We start from the raw sequence: 25405 nt of genomic DNA, 5'->3' as shown, positions 1-25405 counted from the left end.
TAGGGTAAAGAGACACTCGCTCCATTCACTACAAGGCCATAACCTAGGGAATCTTCTATAGTTCGATAACCCTTCCTGCCCGATCCTTAATTTTTTGATCATGGGTCACGATAATGACTGTCTTACCTTCAGCATTCAGCGAAAGCAGCATATCCATAATGATTTGAGCGTTTTTGGCGTCCAGAGAGCCAGTGGGTTCATCCGCTAAAATGATCTCGCATTTTTTTAGAAATAAACGGGCCAACGCTATCCGTTGCTGCTCTCCGCCGGACAGGGTATACACTTTGCTGTACAGTTTACTTTTTAACCCGACTCTTTCCAACACTTCCTCAATCGTATAACTCGTGCGACTGCCCCTCCTGATTAGCTCAAGGTTCTGTTTAACTGTTTTGTTCTCGATCAGCGCGAAATTTTGAAATAAGAATCCGACCACCGAGCGAAAATACTCCATTTTTTGCTTATTCGTCCTGTATTCGATGCTATTAATTCTCAAGCTCCCGGCGTCAATCGGCTCGATTAAACCGATCATGTTGAGTAAGGTGGTTTTTCCTGTTCCGCTGGCACCGGAAAAGCAGACAAATTCCTGATCCTCGATGCGAAAATTATAGTCTTCAAACAGAGTCAGTTCCTCAAACCTTTTGGTGATGTTAATTCCTTCAATCATACTACCCTTCCTTTTAGAATGGACGGTACATGGTTTTTTTCCATCATACCTGCCTTCTTCATGATAACTACCAACTCTACCGTCAGCAAAATCAGTCCTCCCCAGATGAGATCAACGCCCTCGTCAATCTCCAGAAGCCCTCTGAGCAATAAGGCCAAGATAAGGCTCAGCAGAAAAACAACTAATGTGATGCGTATTAACCGCTTATTTCTGGCCAAACGTGAGTAGCCCAGCACTTTTTTCAAGGCCAGTTCCATGGCGTTGAACTGATACTCCAATTTAATAATAAGGCTGATCAGCGCGATTTCCAGGGCCAGCAGGAAGATCGACAAAATAAGGACTAATTTCGCATTGCGTGAGGCAATCTCCCAATTGTATTCATAGATATCAAAAACATTGGATTGGGCCATAATTTGATCGGACAGCTGATACTCCTGGATGAACTGATTGAATTCCTGTTCGGGGATATTGTACATCGTACTATAGGCATAGTACATGGTTTTACTTGCTTGAGATTCATCAATTTGTTGAAGCGTATTATTGAATAATATGATCGGATTCTCCATGGGCCAGCTTACATATTTATACGGCTGATTATGAATGCCCACTAAACTCACATCGTTATCATACGCTTTGGTTATAATATTTGAATTATTATTTCTTCCCAAAAAAGTAATGAATATTTCTTCCGCAATGGTATATTCCAGAGAATCCTCTGAGATACCGTGTGGGAGCAGGATATAGTAATCATCGTCGGCACTTTTCACAGCTTCAGTCAAGGCATGGTTCACTCTTGAAATTTCTTCAAACGAATTCCTATTGATTAAAACAACAGGGTAAGGACTGCTGAAATTGGCTGTCAAATCGTTGTATTGTAATGAATACTTTTGAAATCGTCGATAGAATTCCTGATTCATCATCCCTGTGTCTGATGTTGTTTTGCCTAAGTAATTATTCACTCTGTAATTTAATTGATAGTAACTGTAATCCTTATGTGCAGAGAAAAAATCCCCTTGCTTATACATTAGATACCCTTGCGTCAATATAGCAAAATTGCTGGATAGTATAATGATGGTGAGAATAGTAGTCAGGATTTTCAAGCTATAGTTGGCGGTCAACAGCCCGCCGCCGGAGCGTCTGGCAACCATATCCTTTTTAAAGTCAACCCGCAAAATAGCTCCATTGATCAGAGTATTGACCATCATGAACACGGCGAAAGCCAGGGCCAGGGCCTCTATCTTAAAATAGACGTTGGATAAGTAGCTTAATAGGAACGATAGGATAATAAATGCACTGATCAGAATACCTATATCGGCCAAAGCATTTTTGGCAAAAAGGGCTTTGACATCTTCTCCAAGGGTGATCCTCACCATGATCTCCTTCTTCAAACTGATGATTTCATAAATCGTCAGCAGCAAAATCAAACCAAAAATGATCGACCACACTGAAAATAGATTCAGCCAGATCTCTTTGTCTGAACTGAACAATTTCGGGAGGCTGCCGCTATATTTATCGACCAGGCTTGCTTTGAATAAGCGCATGGCTTCCTCTTGGGATGGATCTCCGATGTAATAACAGTCTTGGAACTTTTCCAGCGTCTTAATTTTACTGAAATCCGCATACCTAACTTGCATTTCTCCCATAAAAAGGCTTTTATGCTTCCCTTCCGGAATTCCTTTGGCTTGCAGGGTTTTCAATGCATTTGGTGTACCAAATATCGTTATCTCTTTGTTATATGCCGAGACAATTGTACTGTCTAAAAAAAAGAAATCCACATCATAGGTCTTTCCCGCCTGAAGAAAGTCCTGGATGACTTCTTCTTCCTCGATAGTGGCATCCATATTCACAAAATCAAAGCCCGACTGGTAATAGGAGTTTTGAAAGTAGTCCAGATAAAGAACGAACAGTTCCCCGTTAAATAGAAAGCCCATGCTGATTAACAAGGATATGATGATCAGTTTTATTTTCTTCATAATTATAGAAGCCCTTCTATCAATTGTAGAACTACTGAACTAAAGAATGTTTCATGCTAACTTTATTGTTCTATCACATGCTTCTGCTACATATTGGTCATGAGTAACAATGATGATTGTTTTCCCTGCCTCATTAAGATCTTTTAAAATCCTCATGATTTCATTTCTATTATCAGAATCCAATGAGCCTGTCGGTTCATCGGCAAAGATCAGATCGCAGGACTTTAACAGTATCCTTGCTATGGCAACCCTCTGCTGTTCTCCTCCTGAAAGCTCATATATTTTCTGTTTAAGAGAAATACTCAACCCCATTTTCTTCAATACAGTTGTTTTCATCTCCTGCTTTTCTCTCTTTGTTTTTGGGACGTAGAGCAGCGGGACTTCAAGATTATAGTCCACCGTCTCGTCATCAATCAGAGCACCATTCTGAAACAGGTAAGCAAGTCTGGTCCTGAGGAGTTTATAGGCTTTGGCTGAGCCAATCCGGGGGCTTTTTTCACCAAACAGTTTAATGGTGCCGCTATCCGGCTTTTCAAGCAGCCCCATCATGTTCAGAATTGTGGTTTTACCTGAGCCGCTTTTTCCCATAATGGCCACCATTTCACCCTCGCCCACCGTCATGCTCAAATTATTTAAGACCCGGTGATCCCCATAACTTTTGCTGATATTGATTAATTCACACACAGCTTTCATACCGTTCAATTCCCCCCCTTTAAGACCTTAACCCGATGTCTCTGCTCGATAAGCACAAGGGCTATAACAGAAGCAGCAAGCTCGATCAATATCAGCCCTGCCGCCACCACCACCAGCTTGATGGTCGCTGTTCCGCTGACTTCGCTCACAGCACTCGCCACTGAGGACACCCTAGAGGCCAACTCCAAAAAATAGGCGATTGCTCCTTTATTCACCCAATAGCAAATCAGCAGCTGAACTAACCACGTTGCCGCGAATAGCCCAATATATTCCTTATACGTTCTGAAAAAGCCGGTGCCGAATAATCTGCGCACTATGAACTTGCGCTGATATTTGTTGAAAAACAGGGTCAGATTCTGCACTACAAGCAGCAATAAAACCACCAGCAGCCCCAGGCTTGTCAGCACGAGTTCTTTCATCCACTCCTGCAGGTAATATACTTTCTCCGCAACATATTGATCCACTGTGATTAGGTACTTTACATTATCATCCAGCTTCAAGCGTTTAAGTTCAGGCTCCAGTGTCTTTAAGGTCAGCGCCGCATCCCTGTCGATCAGTCTCATTTTCAGCGGATCATCCCCCCCACCGCCGTTTATGATGTTGGCCCGGTCAAAACCGAGACTGTTTTTCTCCGTTACCACCTGGATGATGGGGTCCAGGATCACATTGTTCTCCGCGGGGAACACCTCCGGATTGAAGCTGAATATTTCCTGGTCATTAGCCAGCCAGATGATTCTGATCTCTTGGTTCCTCACCCTGTCCGGAACTTCCCTATTAAAATAAGTCTCTTCAGCCCCATAGATACCCCCCGGTTCTTGAGTACCCCTTCTTTGTTGCTGAAAATAGCTCATAATCTCAGCTTCCCGGTGACGATATTTTTCCGGGACCAGCAGAATCCAGTCACTTGTGTCCTCTGATATCTGCACAGGATTGTTCTGTACGTCATAGACAGGAAATTCCCGCAGGTAGTTGGGGTTGACACTTATCGAGAGTATCCCCTCCCAATCTTTGGATAAATAATAATTAAGACTGCTTTCCTCATAACTATCGGCCTCGATAAATAAGGCCCCCATTTTATTGAGAGTGGGATAAAGCTCCCCGGCTAAAGCAATCGTAGTATAGCGGAAACCCTTCTTCAAATCCTCCAGATCATATCCGACCACGACAGGATAAAAAACTCCGTAATCCTTGCTGAGTTCCCAATTTTTCAGTTCCTCTCCCTTGGTGCGGAGCTCAATATACTGGCCCCAGAGCGATAGGCCGATCAGGATCACCATGATGGAGCAGCCCGCCTTGAGCAGCGTGTTCAGAACAAAGATGCTCTGGGTATCCTTGCGGTTTTTGACAGCGTCGCTGACCTTGATCCTGGAGATATAGCCATATGAAATAAGCGAAATCGCCGTCGCAATACCATAGGTTTTGAACTGAGCAAGGATAGCGCTGCCCACAAACTGGGCGGTGGTATCTTTGATCCATAAGGCAACCGGCAGGGACACTACAAGGGATACAAGGAAAACAAAAGTGATCAGCTTTCCGGCTATGATAAACCAGATGCTGATGTTGGACAGTCCATGCATCTTCAGGATCCCTATCCGCTTGGACTCATAGAAAATATGGTACACGAGCAAAATCAGCATGATGAGCAAGAGCATATATTTTTGATAGTTTAAGAAGTCTGTCCGGGCTCCGACTTCCGCTCCCTCGGAATGATTCTGCTGCTGAAAGATCTCAGGGGAGTAGGAGATGTTTGTCCCGTGCTTTTTATGGAACTCATTGACCTTAGCGGTAAAGCCTGCTAAGAAAGCCTCGAAGGCTTTCTCGTCAGCGGCTTCAGCATAATACTGCCCATAGACAGGCAGATATTCATAAGCGGCCTTGAGTGGCTTGATGACGAGCAGGTTATTGCCCCCGAAATCCCGGATGATACCCCTCTGGCTGCTCTCTCCAGTGTCCGCCGAGGATAAGAAAGCATCCCCCTGCTGTGTGTTTTGGGCTGTCAAGAAACTGCCGCTTTTAAGCCTGAAGTCATGAAAGAAATGAGTGTCCCCTGTGAGCAATATGTATTTGAGCATCTCTGGCTGAGCACCCTCAAGCTCATGGATACTGGTTCTAAAAATATTAACCTCATATTCAAGGGCCGTCTCATATAACAGCGGGTACAGCTCATCCGGGACAGCGGGATGAAAACCATAAGGGATTTCAAACCGTTTTGCCAGCCCCTCTTCTACCTCTGTTACTGTTTTTAGTTCCTCTTGATCTATCTGGTTATAAGTTGTAACGAAAGAAAAGACAGAAGCCAAAATAAGTAAAAACGCTAATATCTTTTTCAAAGCAATATCTCCTTTGAATACCCTAAGGGAAATTCCTGTGCCCAAACGCCTAATACCATACGCCACTCTTTCGGAAGAGCGGCGTATGGTATTGGTAATTAACAATAATTTGGGCTATTTTGAGCAACCGGTGGCGTTATTATCCCAAAATGTATATCCTGTATAGCTCGGATTGCCATATACGTCTGCTTTAGCCCAACTCCCAGCCGATTTAACATCTTTTTCTGTTTGAGTATCCAATTTAGCTGTAGCGGAATGGCAATTATCAGGATGAAGATAATGTGACCATACATGCTTTTGGGCACCAGATGTTTTAGTACCGGTGTCCCAAGTTCCACCTCCAGGATATGAAATTGCAAACGGAGTTACGCCTTCATTAGTGAATACTGCCGAACCACTTTGAGCCATCACCGGTGTTCCAAACGATAAAGTTAGAAGCGTAGCCACTGCCAAAGCACCAAGGAAGCGTTTTTTCAACATAATTAATCCCTCCATAAATATAGATTCATTTTGCCTACTCTAAACCCTATTTCTTGTTCTATCACCCACCTTTCCAAATATTCTAAATACCATTACCTCAGTTACTTACCTGTCGACACCATAGTTATACTCGATCTATTTCGTGAGAGTTTTGTAATTCAACAACCACGATTATTGCGTAGGGTCAACTGACCACTCTTGAGGCATTGGTATCAAGAAAAACTCTTGATAGACGTATTAAACTAAGGAACATACAATTAATCCACGCAAAGAGGCCCCTTATGTTCAAACTATTTTATATTTACCAACCCAACTTTCGTATTTTTGTATATGATAACAATTATCATCTGCCAAGATAGCGCGAATTGACCATACTATTTCTCCGCTTGCTTACTTAAAATATTTAACAAAGCACTTTAATGTAAACAAATGTCTTTTATTACTTCTTATTCTAGTCTTTTTCCACATAATGCACATCCGTATTAATACCTGGTTTTACAAATTATTTTCCAGGTATTTATACCTGGTTTATCCCAGAATTATAACAGGTAGCCTCTATCTGCAAAAACAAAAAAGCATTCGAGCTATTCACTCCAATGCCATAGCCTGAAACTTTGAGTACACCCATGCTCGGCTCGCTCCCTTTCTTCACGCCAATACTAATCCTTCTTATAGTTCAATACAATTTCCATACGTGATTTCGCCTCTAGTTTCAACAATATATTGCCAATATGAAAATCGACAGTGCGCTTGGTAATTCTCAGGTTTTCAGCTATCTCTTTACTGCGCAAACCGGTAACGACCAAGTTAAAAATCTCCACCTCCCTCAAAGTCAGCGATGCCATTTTATCGTCGTGGGAGTCTTGTTGCGGAGTGCGAACTAACTCCTCTTTCAGATAAGGTGCCATGCTTTGTGAAAAGTAACCTTCACCTTTCGCCGCCTTACGGATGGCTGTAATCATCTCTTCTTTGGTGCAATCTTTCAAAAGGAAGCCTGAAGCTCCTTGAGCCAATGACGCGTCGATATGCCCCAGAGGGCTGAGTCCAGTAAGCATCACGATCCCTATATCGGGATCTATCTGCTTGATCTTTGCGATAATGTCCACCCCGCAGGAATCCGGAAGATTGATATCGAGGAGAACCGTATGTGGAAGAGCGCTTCTTACCAGCCTTAAGCCTTCTTCGGCGCTGGAAGCCACATCTGTGACAACTATATCCGGTTCCGAAGACAATAAGGACACCACCCCTTGGGCAAATAATTTATGATCGTCCACAACCAAGACCTTGATTACCGAATCCATCTTTCCTTCCTCCTCTCGCGTACAGCGTGCGTTTCATGATCCTCATCGACCTTTCCTGTATGGCAAAGCCGCACGAACCACAGTCCCCTGACCGGAGCCGGAGATTATCGTAAATTCCCCTCCGAGACCTTCCACTCTTTCTTTCATACCAATAAGCCCAAAGCGGCTGTCGGCCTGCAATTCGTCCTGCATGTTTTCCTGGATTAACGTGGGATCAAAGCCTTTGCCGTCATCTTTGATTTCCACTCTTATTTCCCTGTCGCGCCTGACAATGGTAATCTCGGCGTTGCCGGAACCGGAGTGTTTGAGCACATTGCGGATTCCTTCCTGCACCAGCCGGAAGACCGCCAGCTCAATATCTTCTTCGAACCTATCCTGCCGGGATAGGCCCTTTATATCCATCGTGATGGTAATCAGCTCATTCCTCATTGTTTCCTGAATAAAGCCTTCCAGGGCTGTCCGAAGCCCATGCTCTTTTAAAGCAGAGGGCCGTAAATCACCGCAGATAGCACGCAAGTCATAGCTCAAATCATCTATTCTGTCCTTAATTTCTGAGAGGACATGGGAATTTATCGTTACCGTTCCAGCTGATGGATCATTCAGTGCTTGCAGCTTTTGATACAGATACAAGCTGTTTTGCAACGGACCATCATGAAGTTCACGGGCTAATTTCCTTTTTTCTTCTTCGAGGTTTTTAAACAGCCATCGTTTGATAAGAGCCACCGGGCGGCTTCTCAGATAAAGCTCTTCCAGTCTTTGTTCTCCGGTCGTTACCCTATCGCGTAAAGACTTTATATCCCCAAGATCTTTGAGCCTTTGACAGGTCTGATAGGCAATAATACTGAACAAGGGCAGTTCCTGGGCATTTAGTGTCACACGGGAACGACGGTAACCCAGAAACAATCCGCAGAAAAAGCTCCCTGAGACAAAGGGAAAGTAGAATTCAGCCGCGCAAGTACGAGGAAGCAGCTGCCCTGTCTGGACAGTCTTTAATCTCTTCAGATAATATTCCTCCAGTGCTTGTAGCTCCGCCTGATTGCTATCGTATCTTCCGCAGGCTTTTATTAGAAAAACACTCTCATTATGTTTGATAAAGACCAGTGCCCCTTCCAGTTTCAGCCACCGGGACAATTCTTCCATAAGACCCTTTTCATCATCCGGATGCAAGGCTTCCTGATCTTCAGCCCAATCTCCCTTACTCGCGGTGTCTTTAAGGGTATTGAAGCGTTCTGCTAGTTTATGCCCAACAAAGTTTAAACAGAAGAATAAAACAATCGTTCCCATGGTCAAGGCAAAAAGTACCAGATAGCTGTCAATATCGTTGCTGGGCAGCCATCCGTTTACTAACAGAAAACCGTACAGGATCAGGCTGGTTATCATGCCTGCAATCAGATAAATAGATCCCTCCTGTAATAATTTTCGCGAATCAGGAAGATATTGATGGATTACAGCATAGCTCATAGTAAATGGAAGAATAGGGATAAACAAAGCGGTAAACCTAGAATACAATACCGGTTCCAGGCCTGTCAGGATAGGAACCGCTGTAAAGATCAGAAACGGCAGTAAGGAGGCAAGCAACCCTGCCAGCATCAGATTAATTTGGTTCTTATCCGGCTCGGTAGCCGGAAGTCCCCATAGGCGAAACAGCAGTATACAGGCGATTGTAAAGCCGAACAAGGCGCTTATCAAGGACATAGCCCGTAATTCACTGACCGCATATACAAGACCTGACCATTTGAGCAGAATGGTTAAGAGGATCAATATAGGGAGAATCAAAAGCAAGACCATAATGCTTCTATAGTTTTTTTCCTGCTCTCTCTTAAGCAGGACCGCCATAAAATGCACCAGCAAAGGTGATGCCAAGGCAAGTCCGACAAACATCAATTCTTTGGCGAACCATAAACCCCTGCTGGAAGCCGGTGTGAGCACAAACAAGAGTCCAACCAGCCAATTAAGGCGGAACAAGGCCCGAGCCGGCTGCAAGTTAGGCCGTTTTATCCTAGCGTTAAGACCCATCAGCCAAAAGCATAAGCCCACAATAATCAGTATCATCTCACTGAATATGGTTTTGACAGGCGAAGGCCGCATCACGTGAACCGTCCGGGCAGCTTCTTCGGGAGTTTGCACGATGAGTACTGAGACACCTACGACTTCGTGCCATTTCCGGACTGACGGATGCAACTCTGGGGTCAGACCATCCAATTGTAGAATTATATCACCCTCCCTAATGCCTGAGTGCGCCCCCTCACCATAGGGATCTATATTTATTACCGTCCAATCCTTTCCTTGATTCTCAAGAGTAAGGCCAATATAGGGATAGCTAAACAGATCTATCAGGCAGACCAGACAAAGTATAACAAAAACAGCATTGCCCAGAAGCAATGCCCAATCTTTATGTTTAATTTTCCACAAGTGTGCTCAACTTCCTTTTCTGCTCCTCCGTTATGTTCATGGTATCCAGGATTTCCACCGCTTCCTGTTTAAAATATGCACATATAACCGAGCAGTAGTGGGCGGCCCCTTCTTGTATAATGAACCGGCGCAAACGGTCCGTTTCCGTTGGACCGAATTCCAGGAGTTCTCGCCGTGCCGGTGAACAGAGTTGATTCAGTTCTTCTGTTTTCTCTTTATTCTCTTTTAATATATTAGCCAGATAAACCAGCGGCAACGTTTTCTTACCAAGTTTCAAATCGCTTTTAGCTTCAACCTGGAACAAGTCCTGGAGATCATTTTTGATCTGACTGATGATGCCAAGTTTTTGACCGAATTTCTCCAAATCAGGAGTCAGTCGAGCATCACAACCGGCTAAAACTCCTGCAAATTTGCAGGCACCTGCGGTTAATGCTCCGGATTTTTTGCCGATTGCATCAAAATATTGATCGATGGTTATGCTATCCTGCTCTTCATAAAGGAACTCCTGATTTTGCCCATGGCAGGCCGTAATCCCCATCGTCTGAAAAATATCATTGGCCTGGCGATAACGAGCCTGATCGTTAATCGCTGCTAATGCTTTGAAGGACAGGAACAGAATTAAGTTGGCTGTATTTATGGCCTGGGCTGCCGGAATTGTCCGCCAAGGCAGCTCATCATTATCCTGATCCTCTATATCGTCAAATATGTCCGCTGCCAGCGCGTAGAGCTCCATAGCCACAACAACCTGTACGATGGTCTCTTGACTATCGCCAAAGACATCCCCAATGGCAAAAAGCAAATTCCCCCATGGATACTGCTTCCCACCTGGCTTATTCTCCGCGCGCAACCATTCCAAGACTGTACCTGAAAGATGCCCGGCAGACCCGGATTCCGCCAAGAACCGTTCTATTCCACCTGCAATCTGCTGCTCCACACTTATAGAATCGGCTGTTAAGCCCAATGGTTATTAGGTCCAATCGCTATGGCGACAGAATCCCCGGATAAGCGAAGCTTGGAAAAGCCATCAACAACTATCTCCTGCTCCCTCATAGTCATTCCCTGAAAAGCTTCGGACTTCAGGGCTTCAGTCTCCCCATTGTTCTGTCTTTGCACCAGTTCGTGGACGACTTTAGCCAATTGATCGAAATTCATTTTCCCCTCTCCTTTCCTAAAATGGTATTATTTTCTCATTATCATTATAAGTTAAATGAGTTTTATTAAACAAGTATAAAGATCGTAGTATTTTTCATTATATAATTTCTCTCACACAATGCGCATCCGTATTAATACCAGGTTTTATAAATTATTTTCCAGGTATTTATACTAGGTTAGAACTAATGTTTATTGCCATTAGCGTAGAAGGGCATATCGCTCCTTAAATCGGACAGCATCTGCTGAGGCGGCGCTTACTCGTCTTTAGGGGCTCCTGCTGCAGGACATATAAGTGAAGTAAATGTCTCCTTCCGGGTCGTTTACCGCAAACTCAATGGTCCATTCGCAGCCCAATTCAAGTATTGTGCCCGGATTTTTCAATACCAGGCTGTTTTGAACCTGCCAGAAGGTAAGCCCCTTGTTTTCTTCTTTTTTCATTGCTGTCCAGACTGCTTTGCCGTTTTCCGAATGACCTTCTTCGGCAGGGTCACTGTCCAGTTCATGAAAAAAGTAGCCCCGAATCGTCGCCTCCCATTTATCCGGCCCTCTTTCGGTCTTGCCCTTATTTTTCAGTAATTTTATTCAAACGAGATTGTCCGAAATCAGTAGCGCGTACTGATTCCGGACAGCCTTTTTCATTTCTTAGAGAAATAGCAGGCCTTGCAGTACTGCCAAGATCATCATGTAAAAGAAAGCGGAGCGAAAAATCTGTCCTGCCGCTACTACCCTTTCCTGGGCAGCGTTAAAGCAAGTGGCAGAGGCCGCGACACAGCCATAGATTAAAGAACTGATGGCCCCAAACAATGAAGCGAAAAAAGGATAGTAGCTGCCAGTCTGGGTGTAGGCCAGACCCTTTATCGCATCAAGGCCTGCGTACATGGCTAAATAACTGGAACCGAACATTATGGCCAAAAAGAGGATGAGCATTTTTAAGCTGACCCAGGTTTGCCGAAGGGACTCTGCCCATTGCCCGCCGTTGAAGCGTAAGATAAAGATGCCGGACAGGACGGTGGCAAGGATGACTCCTGAACCTACTGATGAGAGAAGATTAAGAGAAAAGACTGCGTGCATGGCACTCACACCGTCTCCTATTGGCGGAACATGAACCACACGGTCATTGAGAAAGGGAATTGCCAAAGAGATGCTGAAAATACCGTCAAGGAATGCTTTCACGCCGGGTAAACTCCACAGACAAAGAACAACGCCCAAGATCCCCCAGGGAAGCCAAGCTCTGACAACTTCAGTCGCCGAATAAGAAGGTATTTCTCCAGAATCACTTGCATATTGCGGATTTTTTTGCGGTTTCCAAATATATAAAAAAAGCACGGTCAGGACGAAACTGATCAAGCCGGAACTGATACGGGGAAACCTACTATCGATAATAACACCCATATTGGCTTGGGCCAGCGCGAATTGACTCAGAGCGAGGGAAAAACCGGCAACAAGAGCAGCCGGCCAAAGGTCGAAGACATCCCTGAACCTGCCCTTTTCCATAAACACAAAAACTGCCAGCAGAAAGAACGGAACAAAAAGCGTAAATATCGGGAACAGATGATGAAGAAATGCGAAGAAGTCCGGCTTTGACCACAAAAAGACTGTCCCCGAGGTCATGCTGCGCCAAGCAGTCGGCGCCATATTGGCAATTAGGCAGAGGACTGCTGCCTGGACCGGGCGAAAGCCAAGGGTCACCAGCATCGCTCCGGCAACTGCTATGGCTAAGCCAAAGCCATAAATACCATCGATAAAGGCTCCGAAAGAAAAAGCGATAAGCAAAACCTGCAGACGACGGTCAGACGCCAGGGAGATCAGCGAATCCTTGAAGATCTTGAGTCCGCCTCCGGCTTGTGTAGTGTAATAGAAAAAGAACAATGCAAAAAAGGCCCATCCCAGCGGGAAAACACCGGCGGCCGCACCGTAGAAAAATGCACTGCCGGCTTGGGCCGCAGGCATTCCTATGATGAAAACAGCAATCACAAAAGCCGCTAAGGCTGCGCCGAGAGCTGCATAAGGAGCCCTAATCCCCAGTACAGGATCTCCCTCTTTATTTTTGTGAGGAAGAAGAGCAAGCAGATAAAGAAGAATGATGCTGGGAAGTACCGCCACAACGGTTGACAAGGCCACATTATTCAATGGATTATAGTTGTGAAAAAACATATTAATACCCCTCCTTCTCTTGCTTCTCAGTACCAGCCTTTTACCCTATACTATTACCTTAGAATAAATTACAGATTTAATCAATTATTTTCCAGATATTTTTCTCAGGTAATTTCACCGGTGCTGCACTTTCTGGATTGTGGAAGCTGCACAGAATGCCTTTGATTGGCTGATTGAGAAGAGTACCCTACGATGATGTCAATAACAATCGCAATATGAGCAAAACCTTTGACAGCGTCAGTGCTTTAATGGAGGATCTGAATGCTTAAAATTAGGTACTCCAGCCGATTTAAAAAAGACTTTTAATATTGGCTATAAGACCCACACTCATCGCGACAAAACCCCATCACCACCCCAGAGCATCTTAGCGGATTTCAAAGGAGGCTGTCCGAAATAGGTACGCGCGTACCTATTTCGGACAGCCTTTTTCATTCCCTGCCGGTTTAGAACAGAAATTTACCAGAATTTTACCTGGCTGTGCTCACAGGTTTTACATTGCCTCTCTATAATTTGCTTTGTATATTCCCATGCTCTAAGCCTGTTTAATGAAATGATGCGAGGAGGAACTGAAAAATCATGAAACGCAAACACAAGGTGAAGCTGTTGGCGGCCGGCCTGGTGGCCGTGCTGCTGCTTTCCGGCTGCAGCACCGCCGGGGAAAGCAAAAACCAGGTGGATCTTAACTCACTTCCGTTAGAAGAACTGGTTGCCAAAGCCAAAGAGGACGGGGAAGTCAACAGCGTCGGCATGCCCGATACTTGGGCGAACTGGGGCGAAACATGGAAAGGAATTACCAAGGAATACGGCATTAAACATACCGATACGGATATGTCCAGCGCCGAAGAGCTGGCCCTGTTTGAAAGCGAAAAAAACAACGCCACCAAGGACATCGGCGATGTGGGCCAATCCTTCGGCCCCATTGCGGTGGATAAGGGCCTTGCCCTGCCTTACAAAACCAGCTACTGGGACAGTATTCCTGATTGGGCGAAGGATGAGGACGGACACTGGATTATCGCCTATTACGGCACCATCAGCATTTTCTGCAATGCTGATTTGGTGAAAACCGTACCCCAAAGTTTTGACGATATCCTAAAAGGAGACTACAAAGTATCCGTAGGTGATGTCGCCAAGGCTACCCAGTCCCAAAACGCCGTGCTGGCAGCCGCCATTGCTTATGGCGGGAGTGAGAGCAATATCCAGCCCGGTCTGGATTATTTCAGAAAGCTGGCGGAGCAGGGACGCCTGGACCTGGGAGAGCAGAACCTGACCCGCATGGAAAAGGGCGAAATCGCCGTGGCCTTTCTCTGGGATTACAATTCCCTGAACTACCGCGATCAGTTTAAGAAAGCCAATCCCCAAGCCAATTTTGTGATCAATATCCCCGCCGAAGCCTCCATTCAAAGCGGTTATACCACCATTATCAACCGTTACAGCACCCGTCCCTATGCCGCCGCTTTGGCCCGGGAATATATATTGAGCGACGCCGGACAGATCAACCTGGCCCGGGGCTACGCCAAGCCGGTGCGCGATGTGGAACTGCCGGCGGATGTAAAGAGCATGCTGCTGGCTGAGGCCCAGTATACCAACGCCCGCCTGATCAGCGATCAAAATGCCTGGGACACCACCACTAAGACCTTGGGCGAGCAGTGGCAGGAGCAGGTTCTGGCTTACGCCAAATGAAAAAAATGATCTTTGTGATTCTGGATGGCTGCGGCTACACCCTGGCCAAAGAGAACTGCGGCTTTTTGGAACATATGGCTGAATCCGGTCAGGCAGCCAAATACAAGGTGATCAGTCAGCTGCCCAGCATGAGCCGCCCCTTGTACGCCACCCTGCTGAGCGGATTATCCGTATACCGTCACGGCATTGTCAACAACCTTGTATCCCGTGCTCTGGAAGCTGAAAACCTCTTTTCCCTGTGCCGGGCAGCCGGGCTCACTACCGCGGCGGCGGCCTATCACTGGATATGTGAGCTCTTCATTACCTCCCCGTTTCAGCCCTTGCAGGACCGTTTTGTGTTGAACAGCCCCTCTCCGATCCAAAACGGCATTTACTATTTTGAAGACGACTATCCGGACAGCCACCTCTTTGCCGACGCCCTGTTTTTGATAGCTCAGTGCGAACCAGATTTTTTACTGGTGCACAGCATGAACATCGACTTCCAGGGCCATCAGCACCGGGGAGGCAGCCGCGAGCAGGCAGTGGCCGCCATGAAGGCGGACCTGCTGCTTTCCGCCGCCGTGCCCCAATGGCTGGCCCAAGGCTATCAAGTGGTGATCACAGCGGATCACGGTATGAACGAAAACGGTCTCCATGGCGGCAATACTCCTGCCCAGCGTGAGGTTCCTCTCTACCTGTTCAGCCCTCAGGCTGCAATGGGCATTTATGAGGAAAGGCCGGTGGATCAGCTGCTGGTCGCCCCTCTTCTCTGTCGCCTGCTGGATCTCCTTCCCGCTGCCGGTATGCAGGACATCACTGCTCTGGAGGTGGTTTTTCATGGCGCATAAAAATAGAACCTATCTTTTAGCTCTGCTGCCCTTTGCCCTGATCGTCCTGGTCTTTGAACTGGTGCCGCTGGCCGTCGTCGTCATCCGCAGTTTTTTCCCGGCAGGGGATATTGGCTTTACCCTGGAGCACTATGCCGCTATTTTGGCTAAAAAGCTGTATCGGGACGCTGTACTCAACAGCGTTCTGCTGGCTTTGACCAGCTCGCTGATCGGCATCACTGCCGCCTTTTTCGGTGCTAAGGCCACCTATCATTCCTCCCCTAAGGTCAAGGGCTTTTTTATGAGCCTTTTGAATATGACCAGCAATTTTGCCGGTATCCCCCTGGCTTTCGCCTACATTATTCTGTTGGGCAATGCGGGGGTTTTGGTCCTGCTGGGCAAAAGCTGGGGGATAGAGGCGCTGGCCAACTACAATGTCTATTCTTTCAGCGGCCTGCTGCTCACCTATATTTATTTTCAAATCCCCATGGCCACGATTTTGCTGCTCCCCGCTTTTGAGGCGCTGCGCAGGGAATGGCGCGAATCGGTAAACCTGCTGGGAGGCGGCAGCTTCACCTACTGGTTCCGGGTGGGGATTCCCGTCCTCCTGCCCAGTCTGCTGGGAACCTTCAGTATTTTGTTCAGCAACGCCATTGCGGCCTATGCCACAGCCTATGCTTTGCTGGGCGGCAATTTTTCCTTACTGCCTATCCGCATATCGGAGCAGTTTGTGGGCGATGTGGTGCAGCGCAAGGAGTTCGGCAGTGCTCTGGCGGTAGTGCTGATGCTGCTCATGGTGGCGGCCGTGGCCGTTAACAACTATGTGCTGAAAAAGAACCGGGCAGGAGGCAATGACCATGGCTGAACAAAAAAAAGGATATAGCTCACTGCCGGTGATTTGGCTTTTTTCCCTGTATCTGCTGCTGCCTCTGCTGCTGACCTTTCTATACTCAGTATTCACCCAGTGGACAAATCTTGTGCCCCAGGGGTTCACCCTGCGCTACTATGGGGAGCTGTTTACCGACTCCGGCTTCCTGCTCTCTCTTTTACGCACGGTTGTGATCAGTATTTTGCCTGTGCTCTTGTGCATCGGTGCTGTGCTGATGGCCATGTATGTGGTTGTGATCTACCATCCCGAATGGGGAAAATATGTGGAGATCATCTGCACCATTCCTTATGCGCTGCAGGGCATAATTCTGGCCATCAGCGTTTTGTCTTTATACTCGGGGCTGCCCCTGCCCTTTTCCAACCGGATTTTAATGATTACAGGCACTTATTGTGTGCTGGTGCTGCCCTTCATCTACCGCGGCATCCGCAACAGCCTGAATGCCGTCAATGCCCTGCAGCTCATCGAGGCGGCCCAGCTTCTGGGAGCAGGCAGGCTCCAGGCCTACCTAAAAATTGTCGTGCCCAATATTCTCAGCGGCATTACGGTAGCCGCCATGCTGGGCATGTCCATCCTGTTCGGAGACTTTGTCGTGATCAATGTTATCGGCGGCAGCTATTACGAAACGGCCCAAATGCACCTTTACAAAATTCTCTTCCGTTCGGGACAGCTTTCCAGTGCGCTGATTGTGGTACTGTTTGTCGTAACCCTGCTCATTTCCGGCAGTGTCTTTTTAAGGAAAAGGAAAGGAGCGGAATAATGTCTTATATACAGTTTGAGAATATAAAAAAAAGCTTTGGAGAAACCATGGTGCTGCAGGGCATTACCCTGGCGGTAGCCAGAGGAAATATGGTCACCCTGCTGGGGCCTTCCGGCTGCGGCAAAAGCACGCTTTTGCGCTGTTTGGCCGGTTTGGAGGGGGTCAGCGGCGGGCGCATCCTGTTGGACGGGGAGGATATCACCCAAAAAAGCCCCAAGAACAGGAAAATCGGCATGGTTTTCCAACAGTACAGCCTGTTTCCCAATCTGAATGTGTTTGACAACATTGCCTTCGGCCTTTCCCTGCAAAAACGCCCCGCCGCCGAGATTCGGACTCTGGTGGAGGATGCCGTCGACATGGTGGAGCTGAACGGCAAGGAAAACTCCTACCCCCGTCATTTATCCGGCGGACAGCAGCAGCGGGTTGCTTTGGCCCGCAGTCTGGTACTGCGCCCTAAGGTGCTGTTGCTGGACGAGCCCCTTTCGGCCATCGATGCCAAGCTGCGCAAAAGCCTGCAGCTGCGCATCAAAGAGATCCAAAAAGCTCTGAACATTACCTGTATTTTTGTGACCCACGATCAGGACGAGGCCCTGATCATGAGCGATGTGATCCATCTGTTCAACGCAGGGCGCGTTGAACAGAGCGGCAGCCCCATAGAGCTGTACACCGGTCCTCAAACACGTTTTGCCGCTGAGTTTATCGGCAGCTACAATCTTGTGGAAAAAGAACGCTTCGCCCAGATGATCCAGAGTCCTATCCTGGATACCGCCGTTGCCATCCGTCCCGAAACCATCGACATTGTTCTTGAGCCCCCCGCAGAACAGGAAGACCGCTATGTCCTGCCGGCCACCGTGAAATACTATATTCCCCACGGCAATGTCCTGCGCTATACGGTCATGGTGAACGGCGTTGAACTGGAGGCGGATGTGCTGTTCCGCAGCTTTAAGGTGTTTGAACCGGAGCAAAATGTGTATATCGTGGTGGAAAAGCGCAACTGCCTGCCTATTGCCCAATAGCTGAAACTGCCCATCCCCTTTGTCAATGAACGTTAGCGCCAATTCTGGATGTCAACGATTGCATATCTTCTCCGACATCGTCTTAAGTATAGATTTGTAAATAACAACCCAAAATCGCCTTGATTTCCTATTCAAAGAGGCTGTCCGAAATAGGTACGCGCGTACCTATTTCGGACAGCCCTTTTCATTCCCATCCGCTAAAGTAGGGGGTCCCTCATCAACAGCTCACAAAAAACCTGCTCTCCGGCAGAGGATGCCCTGCTGCTATGTTCACCCCATGCTCAGGGTTAGTGGTTAAATGGAGCAAAAGCTTAAACACCATCTCCTGGTGCGCCTCTTCCCCGATGGCCAGAGCGATCTCATGGACAGAGAATCTCTTATCCGGATGTTTTTTCAAACACTCTACGATGTTGTTTTTTAATTGTATAGCCTGACCGGCGGCCTTTTTACCCATCTCCACAGCCGGCTGATGATAGGCGTTAATACCCACTAACAGGGCATAAATGCTCACAGCCCGCTCGAAGAGGGCAATCAATACCCCAATGGTGTAGGCGTTGACCTCTTTGACTGTGATGGTCAGAGATTCACGCCCTTTTTGGGTCAACGCTTCCCGTGTTCCTAAAAGGAAGGCCTGCAAATACTCGCCGCTGGTGCTGTTGTCCTCCATATAAGCGGAGGAGCCTTGCCGATCTTTCAAGACCTCGATAAAGGTCACGAAGAAATTGTCGGGACCTTCCAGGAGCTGCTGAAGATAGGAATGCTGATCAGAGGACCCTTTATTGCCATAGACTGTTATCCCCTGATGGACCGTTTCTCCCTGAAGATTCTTCTCCTTGCCCAGAGATTCCATAATCAACTGTTGCAGATATTTAGTGAAGAGCTCCAGACGGTCCTTATAGGGAAGCACTACCATTTGCTTTCCTCCTTGGCCTTGGGTGCTGTAATACCACATTAAAGCCAAAAGCGCTCCCGGATTAGCTAAGGTATCCGGGCGCCGTGTTCGCCCATCGCAGTCTTTGGCCCCTTGTAAAAGGCCTGCCACATCAATTCCCTGCAAAGCCAGGGATAAGAGTCCCACTGCCGACAGAAGAGATGTCCTTCCCCCTACCCAATCCCACATGGGAAAAGCTCTCAGCCACCCTTCTTTTTGGCTGAACTTATCCAGTTGGCTTCCCCGTTGGGTGATGGCCACAGCATGATCCGGAAAAGACAGCCCTGCTTCCTCATAAGCCCTTCTTACCTCCAGCATGCCATTCCGGGTTTCAATCGTCCCACCGCTTTTGGAGATAATAAGGCAAAGGGTGGCCGGCAATTCCTCGCCAATCCGGCTTAATACCCGGTCGATTCCATCAGGGTCTCCATTATCGATAAAGAAGGCCTTCATCTTATCCCGGGAAGAAGCCAGGGCATCGGCGACAAAGCGGGGGCCGAGAATGGAGCCGCCAACTCCCACTAAGAGGATGTTGCGAAAAGGGTTGCCCTTTTCTCCCTGAAGCCTGCCACTATGAATCTGCTCCGCAAAATCAAGGATCTCTTTGAGAGTCTCTTTAATATCCTGAGCGATTTCCTCAGTGGGAGCAAGGTCCGGGTTGCGCAGCCAATAATGGCCTACCATCCGGCCCTCATCCGGGTTAGCCAAAGCACCCTTTTCCAGGAGCTGGAGCTGGTGATAGGCCTCTCTCATCGGCTCAGCCATTTCCGTCAAAAATTCTGCACTAAAATTCATCCGGCTTATATCTAAAAGCAATTCCAGCTCTTGATCATAATATAAATACTCCTTGAAACGTTTCCAGGAAGTAATGGTAACCAACTCCTCTATATCTTTCTTCTCAAAACTTTTTCGCCAGGAAGATCATGCAACTAAATTCGTCAGGAAAATTATGTCACCAGATTTTTCAGGAAAGTTACTCCAATAAGGCCCGAAAGCCGACCCAAGGATTTTGATTTACAGGAAGGGAGCGACCGATGTAAATCAAAATCCTGGAGAACCGTCTTTCAGATCCATCTTTCAGGATAACCGCCCATACTTTTCCGCCAAATCCCTTAATCGCGCACAAACCTCCTGAGTTAAGGTTCCTCTTTCTACACGCCACTGCCAATTCCCTTTAATTGTGCCGGGAGTATTCATCCTCGCCCGGGAATCCAGTTTAAGAATGTCCTGAAGGGGGAGAATGACCCAGATACCATTCCCCTGATAAAGCTCCTCGATAGTCCTTTCCACTTGCGCCAGGGAATCCTTATCGCTATAGCCTTGGGAGCGATACCAGCCCAACAGGGTATCGTTATCATGGGTTCCGGAATAATCAACATAATTCCCTTCTTGCTGCAAGGGTGAAAACTGCGTCACTCTCATCCCCGGAAATCCTAAAATAGCTCTCAGGGTATTGACTTCAGGGGTAATGCACCCTAAATCCTCAGCGATGACGGGCAGAGGCCCCAATTCACGGACCAGGCTTTCGAAAAATTCTTTCCCCGGCCCTTTCAGCCAGCGGCCTTCCTTGGCGCTCCCGGCCTGAGGGGGAACTTCCCAATAGCCCTCAAAGCCACGGAAATGATCCAGTCTTAAGGCATCAAAGCGCTCCAGCCCTTGCCGGAAACGCAGCTTCCACCAGGCATAATCGGCGGCCCGGAGAGCCTCCCAATCGTATAAGGGATTTCCCCAGTTCTGCCCTTCAGGGTTGAAATAGTCGGGGGGCACCCCAGCGGTTCCTGTGGGAGCATTATTTTCATCCAGAGCAAAGCACTCCCGGTTAGCCCAGGTGTCGCAGCTGTCATAGGCCACATAAATGGGCAGATCGCCGATTATTTTTACCCCTTTTTCCTGAGCATAGTCCTTCAGCCTTTGCCACTGATCAGCGAAAGTATATTGAACAAAGAAAATATAGTTTATCTCCTCGGCATAATCTTCAGTCACAGCCTCCAGGGCCTCAGGCTTCCGCAAGCGATAGCTTTCTTCCCATTGGTGCCACCCCTTGCCGGAGAACTTGAGCTTTAAACACTTATAGAGAGCGTAGTCTTGCAGCCAGTCCTGATTCTCTTCTATAAACCGGTCATAACCCTGAGGGTCTAAATAATCCTTAGTCCCAGGTTTGCCGCCTCTGGCCGGATCGCTTAAGCCCCAAAGCGGCTCAGGCAATGGCTCAGGCAATGACTCGGACAGCTTTTCCCCGAAACGCCCATAAGCCTTGCGCAGCAGCTTTTCTTTATAGCATTCCACCCAGGCAAAGCCCTCACTCCCGGCTCCTTCAGATCTTTCTACTCCTTCGGGTCCTTCAGCCCTTTTGGCCCCTTGGCCATAATCGGCCCATTCCCTGCGGGCTTCCTCTTCGGTCAGCAGCCCGGCCTGAATAAGCAAATCAAGACTGATGAGTAAAGGATTACCGGCAAAGGCGGACTCACTTTGGTAAGGGGAATCTCCCAGCCCTAAAGGGTTCAAAGGCAGCACCTGCCAGAGGCTTTGCCCTCCTGCAGCCAGGAAATCCACAAAAGCATAGGCTTCTTCTCCCAGATCGCCGATGCCCCAAGGGGATGGCAAGGAGGAGATATGCATAAGGATGCCGCAGGCACGGGTCATAAGCTCCTGTTTAAAATAGTAGTTTGGACCATGCTTCTGACAGAAAAGGGCTTTGGCGGATAAGGGGGGTAGGATAAGCGAAAGACTGTGATCACTATATTCGTTAAGGGGGGATTCCGATCCATCCTCTTTTGAGTAGGGCTCTTCCCCCGCCAAGATATCAATAACCTGCCCCACGTTCTGCTCCAGCTTCAAGGTCATTTCCGCGGACTCCTCAGCACTGCGATTGACCAGGACAATAATCTCTTCTTTTTCGCCTTTCCTTTGCAAGGCATAAATCTCTTTCCCCTCGGACCAGGAAGAAAATTCACCTTGCCGCAGCACCTCATATTCCCGGCGATAACGGAGCACCCGCTTAAACCAATGGAGGATCTCCTGAGCTTCCCTTCCCCAAGGGTAGGTCCCCCGGTTATAGGGATCGGGATATCCCTCACAGCCCGCTTCATCACCGTAGTACAGGCAGGGAACACCGGGGAAGCTCATCTGCAGCAAAGTCAGCAGCTTTAACCGCCGGACAGCCAGTTCCCGGGCAGGGGCAGGCAAACGATAATGCTCCTGTTCCGCGGCCGAGAGCTGCTCCGGCGGCGGAGCTTCACCAAGCAAGGTGAGAATCCGGGCGCGATCATGGCTGCCGATTAAATTCATCTGCCCGAAAAAGTTTTCCCGCGGGTAGTTTTCATAGAGATTCATAATCTTTTTATGGAGCTGACCGGCATCGATCTCCCCCAGAAAGTACTGGAGCAAGATCTTCCGCCAAGGATAATTCATGGTGGCATCCAGTTCTTCTCCCCAGAAGTACTGCCTGAGCTTCCCATAGCTGAATTTATGGGTGGGGTCCTCCCAGACTTCACCAATAAGCACTGCGTCAGGGTCCATGGCTTTCATTCCTTGCCGGAACTCCTGAATGAATTCATCGGGAAGCTCATCGGCCACGTCCAGACGCCAGCCTTTAATGCCCCGTTTCATCCAGGACCGGAGAACTCCCTGGGGAGAGTGAATGATAAATTCACGATAAGAGGGCTCCAGCTCCTTGACTTCAGGAAGGGTGGCCACTCCCCACCAGCAGGAATACTCCTTTTCCTCCCCTTCTCCCTGCCATTGATACCAGGAGTAATAGGGGGAATCCGGGGATTGATAGGCCCCCAGACCAGGGTATCTCCCGTAGCGGTTAAAATAAATACTGTCATCACCGGTATGACTGAACACCCCATCCAGAATAATCGCCATCCCTAAGCCCTGGGCTTTTTTGATCAATTGGGCAAAGGTTTCCTCATCCCCATACATAGGGTCAAGGGTAAGATAATCCCCCGTGTCATACTTATGGTTGCTGGAGGAATCGAAGATGGGGTTCAAATAAAGGATACTCACCCCTAATTCCTTAAGATAAGGAAGCTTTTTGATCACACCGGCAAGGTTGCCGCCGAAAAAATCCCAGCGCAGAACTTCGCCCTTTTCATTTTTAATATAGAAGGGGGTATCATACCAGTCCCCATGGATCAGGGAGCGGGGGCGGGGATTGAGAACTTTTCCCTGTTCATCCCCGTTAAAGAAGCGATCCACATAGATCTGATACATGATGCCCTGGGTGTACCAGCCTGGCAAGGCCATAGGCCGGTAAACGGTGATTTGATAACCGGGAGGCTCGGAGGAACGGAGCTCACCTATGCCTCCCAGTTCTTCCTGATTATTGCCATAGAAACAGGTTTCCTCCCCTGCCCTGAAAACAAAGTAATACCAGATGATTCCCGGTTCATGGGGAAGAGGATATTCCACCTCATAAACGACTCCTTCTCCCGTAAGGACCCCGTCTCCTGTAATAGCCTCTTCCCCTGTAACAGTTCTTCCCCTATTTTTCTCCCACAGGATCGGCTCTTCCACCCTGAGCATGGGCAGCCGTTCCTCCCGGTCCTGCACCCATAAGCGCAAAAAGCATTCCTGAACCGGACTGCCCCCACCAGAAGAATCCTCCGGCTGCATAAGCAGCCTTAAACGCAGCAGGCCGCCCCATGGAACAGCCCCAAAGGGGCTGCGGAAGAAGGGATCGTGAGAATTATGATAAGCCAATACCACAGACATCTCTCCTAAATTTACGAAGAATAATACAAGCTCTCATAGACATCCCGGTACCGGGCAGCGGATCGGTTCCAGCTGAAATCCGAACTCAGGGCATTTTCCTGAAGCTTTTGCCAAGCATCTTTTTGATTCCGGAACATCTCCACCGCCTTTTGAATGGCATAGAGAAGCTCATGAGCATTGTAATCAGTAAAGGTGAATCCATTCCCTTCCCCCGAGATTGGGGAATAGGGCCTGACAGTATCTTTTAAACCGCCCGTCTCCCGAACGATAGGAATGGTGCCATAGCTCATGGCGATCATCTGGGCTATACCGCAAGGTTCAAACCGGGAAGGCATGAGAAAGATGTCCGCCCCGGCATAGATCCTGTGGGCCAGTTCTTCCTGATAGCCTAATATAACTCGTAACTTGCCGGGATACCCTTCCGCAAACCTTTGCAGGCGCTGCTCATAATGAGCGTCTCCCGTGCCTAAGACAACCAGCCGGATATCCAGGGCCAGGATCTCATCCAGCACATGCAGAAGCAGGTCCAGCCCCTTCTGTTCTACCAAGCGTGAAATCATACTGAGGATGGGGATCTCTTCATTGTTCGTAAAATTCAGCTGCTCCTGGAGCTTCATCCTGTTTTCCCTTTTATCGGCCAAAGTTGGGGAAGGCCAAGGCCGGGGGACACCATTAAGTATCCCCAGCAAGGAATCTTTCCGCCCCTGAATGACTCCATGGAGGCCTTCCCCAAAATAGGGATGCTGAATTTCCCGGGCATAGGTGGGACTCACGGTGGTGACCTGATCACTGTGCATGATCCCGGCCTTCATAAAATTGACTCCGCCATAAAATTCAAGCTGGGCTGAAGAAGAAAGCTCTCCACTCAACCCCAGAACATCCTCCCGGACCTCCCGAGGAAATATCCCCTGATATTTCAGATTATGGATGGTGAATAAGGTCTTTATATTGTAATAAAGGGTATCCTGAGCATAAAAGGCTTTTAAAAACAGGGGAACCAAGGCCGTATGCCAGTCATGACAATGGATAATATCCGGTTTGAACTCAGGCAGGTAGCGGACGCTCTCCAGGACCGCCCGGCTGAAATAAGCGTACTGCTCTCCTTCATCCCCGTCCCCATAGCATCTTGAACGCCGGAAGTAATATTCATTATCCAAAAAATAATAATGGATGCCCTCATACTTTAATTCCTTTAATCCGCAATATTGATTTCTCCAGGCCAGAGGAACTGTGAATTCTTTAATCGTCTTCATCTTCTGCAAATAATTCCGGGGAATACTGCTGTATTGGGGAAGAATGACCCGAATCTCCACACCCTGCTCCTGAAGAGCTAAAGGGAGATATCGTCCTACTTCTCCCAGGCCTCCTGTCTTGACAAAAGGCTCAGCTTCAGTTATAGCAAAAAGAACCTTCATTTGCGCACCTCCTCCAAAGCAGCAAAGGAACAT

Annotated in this window: 19 protein-coding genes; 5 read left to right on the top strand and 14 right to left on the bottom strand. The window is 47.9% G+C overall.

Annotation, left to right across the window (positions count from 1 at the left end):
- Positions 1–55: 55 nt before the first annotated feature.
- The 11 genes from DESLBE_RS00775 to DESLBE_RS00725 all read right to left on the bottom strand — a co-directional run bounded on the left by DESLBE_RS00775 (position 56) and on the right by DESLBE_RS00725 (position 13159).
- Positions 56–664, bottom strand: a complete 609-nt coding sequence (locus tag DESLBE_RS00775; RefSeq protein ID WP_144674841.1) for an ATP-binding cassette domain-containing protein — start codon at positions 662–664, stop codon at positions 56–58.
- Positions 661–2637: a hypothetical protein gene (locus tag DESLBE_RS00770; RefSeq protein ID WP_144674840.1), complete on the bottom strand. Its 1977-nt coding sequence runs from the start codon at positions 2635–2637 to the stop codon at positions 661–663. The genes DESLBE_RS00775 and DESLBE_RS00770 overlap by 4 nt, the downstream gene beginning before the upstream one ends.
- 51 nt (positions 2638–2688) lie before the next feature.
- Positions 2689–3339: an ABC transporter ATP-binding protein gene (locus DESLBE_RS00765; protein WP_202980541.1), complete on the bottom strand. Its 651-nt coding sequence runs from the start codon at positions 3337–3339 to the stop codon at positions 2689–2691.
- Positions 3336–5660, bottom strand: a complete 2325-nt coding sequence (locus DESLBE_RS00760; RefSeq protein WP_172625341.1) for a DUF1430 domain-containing protein — start codon at positions 5658–5660, stop codon at positions 3336–3338. The genes DESLBE_RS00765 and DESLBE_RS00760 overlap by 4 nt, the downstream gene beginning before the upstream one ends.
- A 114-nt stretch (positions 5661–5774) precedes the next feature.
- Entirely contained in the window at positions 5775–6140 is a 366-nt protein-coding gene (locus DESLBE_RS00755; RefSeq protein WP_041272354.1) for a lactococcin 972 family bacteriocin, read from the bottom strand.
- Between the two features lie 659 nt (positions 6141–6799).
- On the bottom strand, positions 6800–7441 hold the full coding sequence (locus DESLBE_RS00750; RefSeq protein WP_144674838.1) for a response regulator transcription factor: 642 nt from the start codon (positions 7439–7441) through the stop codon (positions 6800–6802).
- Between the two features lie 42 nt (positions 7442–7483).
- Complete coding sequence (locus DESLBE_RS00745; RefSeq protein WP_144674837.1) at positions 7484–9853, bottom strand: sensor histidine kinase; 2370 nt, start codon at positions 9851–9853, stop codon at positions 7484–7486.
- On the bottom strand, positions 9840–10814 hold the full coding sequence (locus DESLBE_RS00740; RefSeq protein ID WP_172625340.1) for a polyprenyl synthetase family protein: 975 nt from the start codon (positions 10812–10814) through the stop codon (positions 9840–9842). Before DESLBE_RS00740 ends, DESLBE_RS00745 begins: the two co-directional genes overlap by 14 nt.
- Complete coding sequence (locus DESLBE_RS00735; RefSeq protein ID WP_144674836.1) at positions 10805–11005, bottom strand: hypothetical protein; 201 nt, start codon at positions 11003–11005, stop codon at positions 10805–10807. Before DESLBE_RS00735 ends, DESLBE_RS00740 begins: the two co-directional genes overlap by 10 nt.
- 264 nt (positions 11006–11269) lie before the next feature.
- Positions 11270–11443, bottom strand: coding sequence for a hypothetical protein (locus DESLBE_RS26845; protein ID WP_243131203.1), 174 nt, complete (start codon positions 11441–11443; stop codon positions 11270–11272).
- Positions 11444–11647: 204 nt separating this feature from the next.
- Positions 11648–13159, bottom strand: a complete 1512-nt coding sequence (locus DESLBE_RS00725) for an L-lactate permease (protein WP_144674835.1) — start codon at positions 13157–13159, stop codon at positions 11648–11650.
- A gap of 576 nt (positions 13160–13735) precedes the next feature.
- On the opposite strand from DESLBE_RS00725, the gene DESLBE_RS00715 reads away from it, so the two are divergent.
- Genes DESLBE_RS00715 through DESLBE_RS00695 form a run of 5 tightly spaced genes read left to right on the top strand, consistent with a single transcriptional unit; the run spans position 13736 to position 18307 of the window.
- Positions 13736–14839, top strand: a complete 1104-nt coding sequence (locus DESLBE_RS00715; protein WP_144674834.1) for an ABC transporter substrate-binding protein — start codon at positions 13736–13738, stop codon at positions 14837–14839.
- Positions 14836–15666: an alkaline phosphatase family protein gene (locus DESLBE_RS00710; protein WP_144674833.1), complete on the top strand. Its 831-nt coding sequence runs from the start codon at positions 14836–14838 to the stop codon at positions 15664–15666. The genes DESLBE_RS00715 and DESLBE_RS00710 overlap by 4 nt, the downstream gene beginning before the upstream one ends.
- Positions 15656–16510, top strand: a complete 855-nt coding sequence (locus DESLBE_RS00705) for an ABC transporter permease subunit (protein ID WP_144674832.1) — start codon at positions 15656–15658, stop codon at positions 16508–16510. Before DESLBE_RS00710 ends, DESLBE_RS00705 begins: the two co-directional genes overlap by 11 nt.
- Entirely contained in the window at positions 16503–17291 is a 789-nt protein-coding gene (locus DESLBE_RS00700; RefSeq protein WP_144674831.1) for an ABC transporter permease subunit, read from the top strand. Before DESLBE_RS00705 ends, DESLBE_RS00700 begins: the two co-directional genes overlap by 8 nt.
- On the top strand, positions 17291–18307 hold the full coding sequence (locus DESLBE_RS00695) for an ABC transporter ATP-binding protein (protein ID WP_144674830.1): 1017 nt from the start codon (positions 17291–17293) through the stop codon (positions 18305–18307). Before DESLBE_RS00700 ends, DESLBE_RS00695 begins: the two co-directional genes overlap by 1 nt.
- A 217-nt stretch (positions 18308–18524) precedes the next feature.
- On the opposite strand, the gene DESLBE_RS00690 is transcribed toward DESLBE_RS00695, so the two are convergent.
- The 3 genes from DESLBE_RS00690 to glgA all read right to left on the bottom strand — a co-directional run bounded on the left by DESLBE_RS00690 (position 18525) and on the right by glgA (position 25405).
- Positions 18525–20117, bottom strand: coding sequence for a glucose-6-phosphate isomerase (locus DESLBE_RS00690; RefSeq protein WP_144674829.1), 1593 nt, complete (start codon positions 20115–20117; stop codon positions 18525–18527).
- Between the two features lie 198 nt (positions 20118–20315).
- Positions 20316–23957: a bifunctional glycogen debranching protein GlgX/4-alpha-glucanotransferase gene (locus tag DESLBE_RS00685; RefSeq protein WP_144674828.1), complete on the bottom strand. Its 3642-nt coding sequence runs from the start codon at positions 23955–23957 to the stop codon at positions 20316–20318.
- Positions 23958–23968: 11 nt separating this feature from the next.
- Complete coding sequence (glgA, locus tag DESLBE_RS00680; RefSeq protein ID WP_144674827.1) at positions 23969–25405, bottom strand: glycogen synthase GlgA; 1437 nt, start codon at positions 25403–25405, stop codon at positions 23969–23971.

Origin of the sequence: Desulfitobacterium sp. LBE, assembly GCF_007830365.1 — a bacterium.
Lineage (GTDB): Bacteria > Bacillota > Desulfitobacteriia > Desulfitobacteriales > Desulfitobacteriaceae > Desulfitobacterium > Desulfitobacterium hafniense.
Note: the sequence above shows the minus strand (reverse complement) of the source record. Positions and strands in the feature narration are given on the sequence as shown.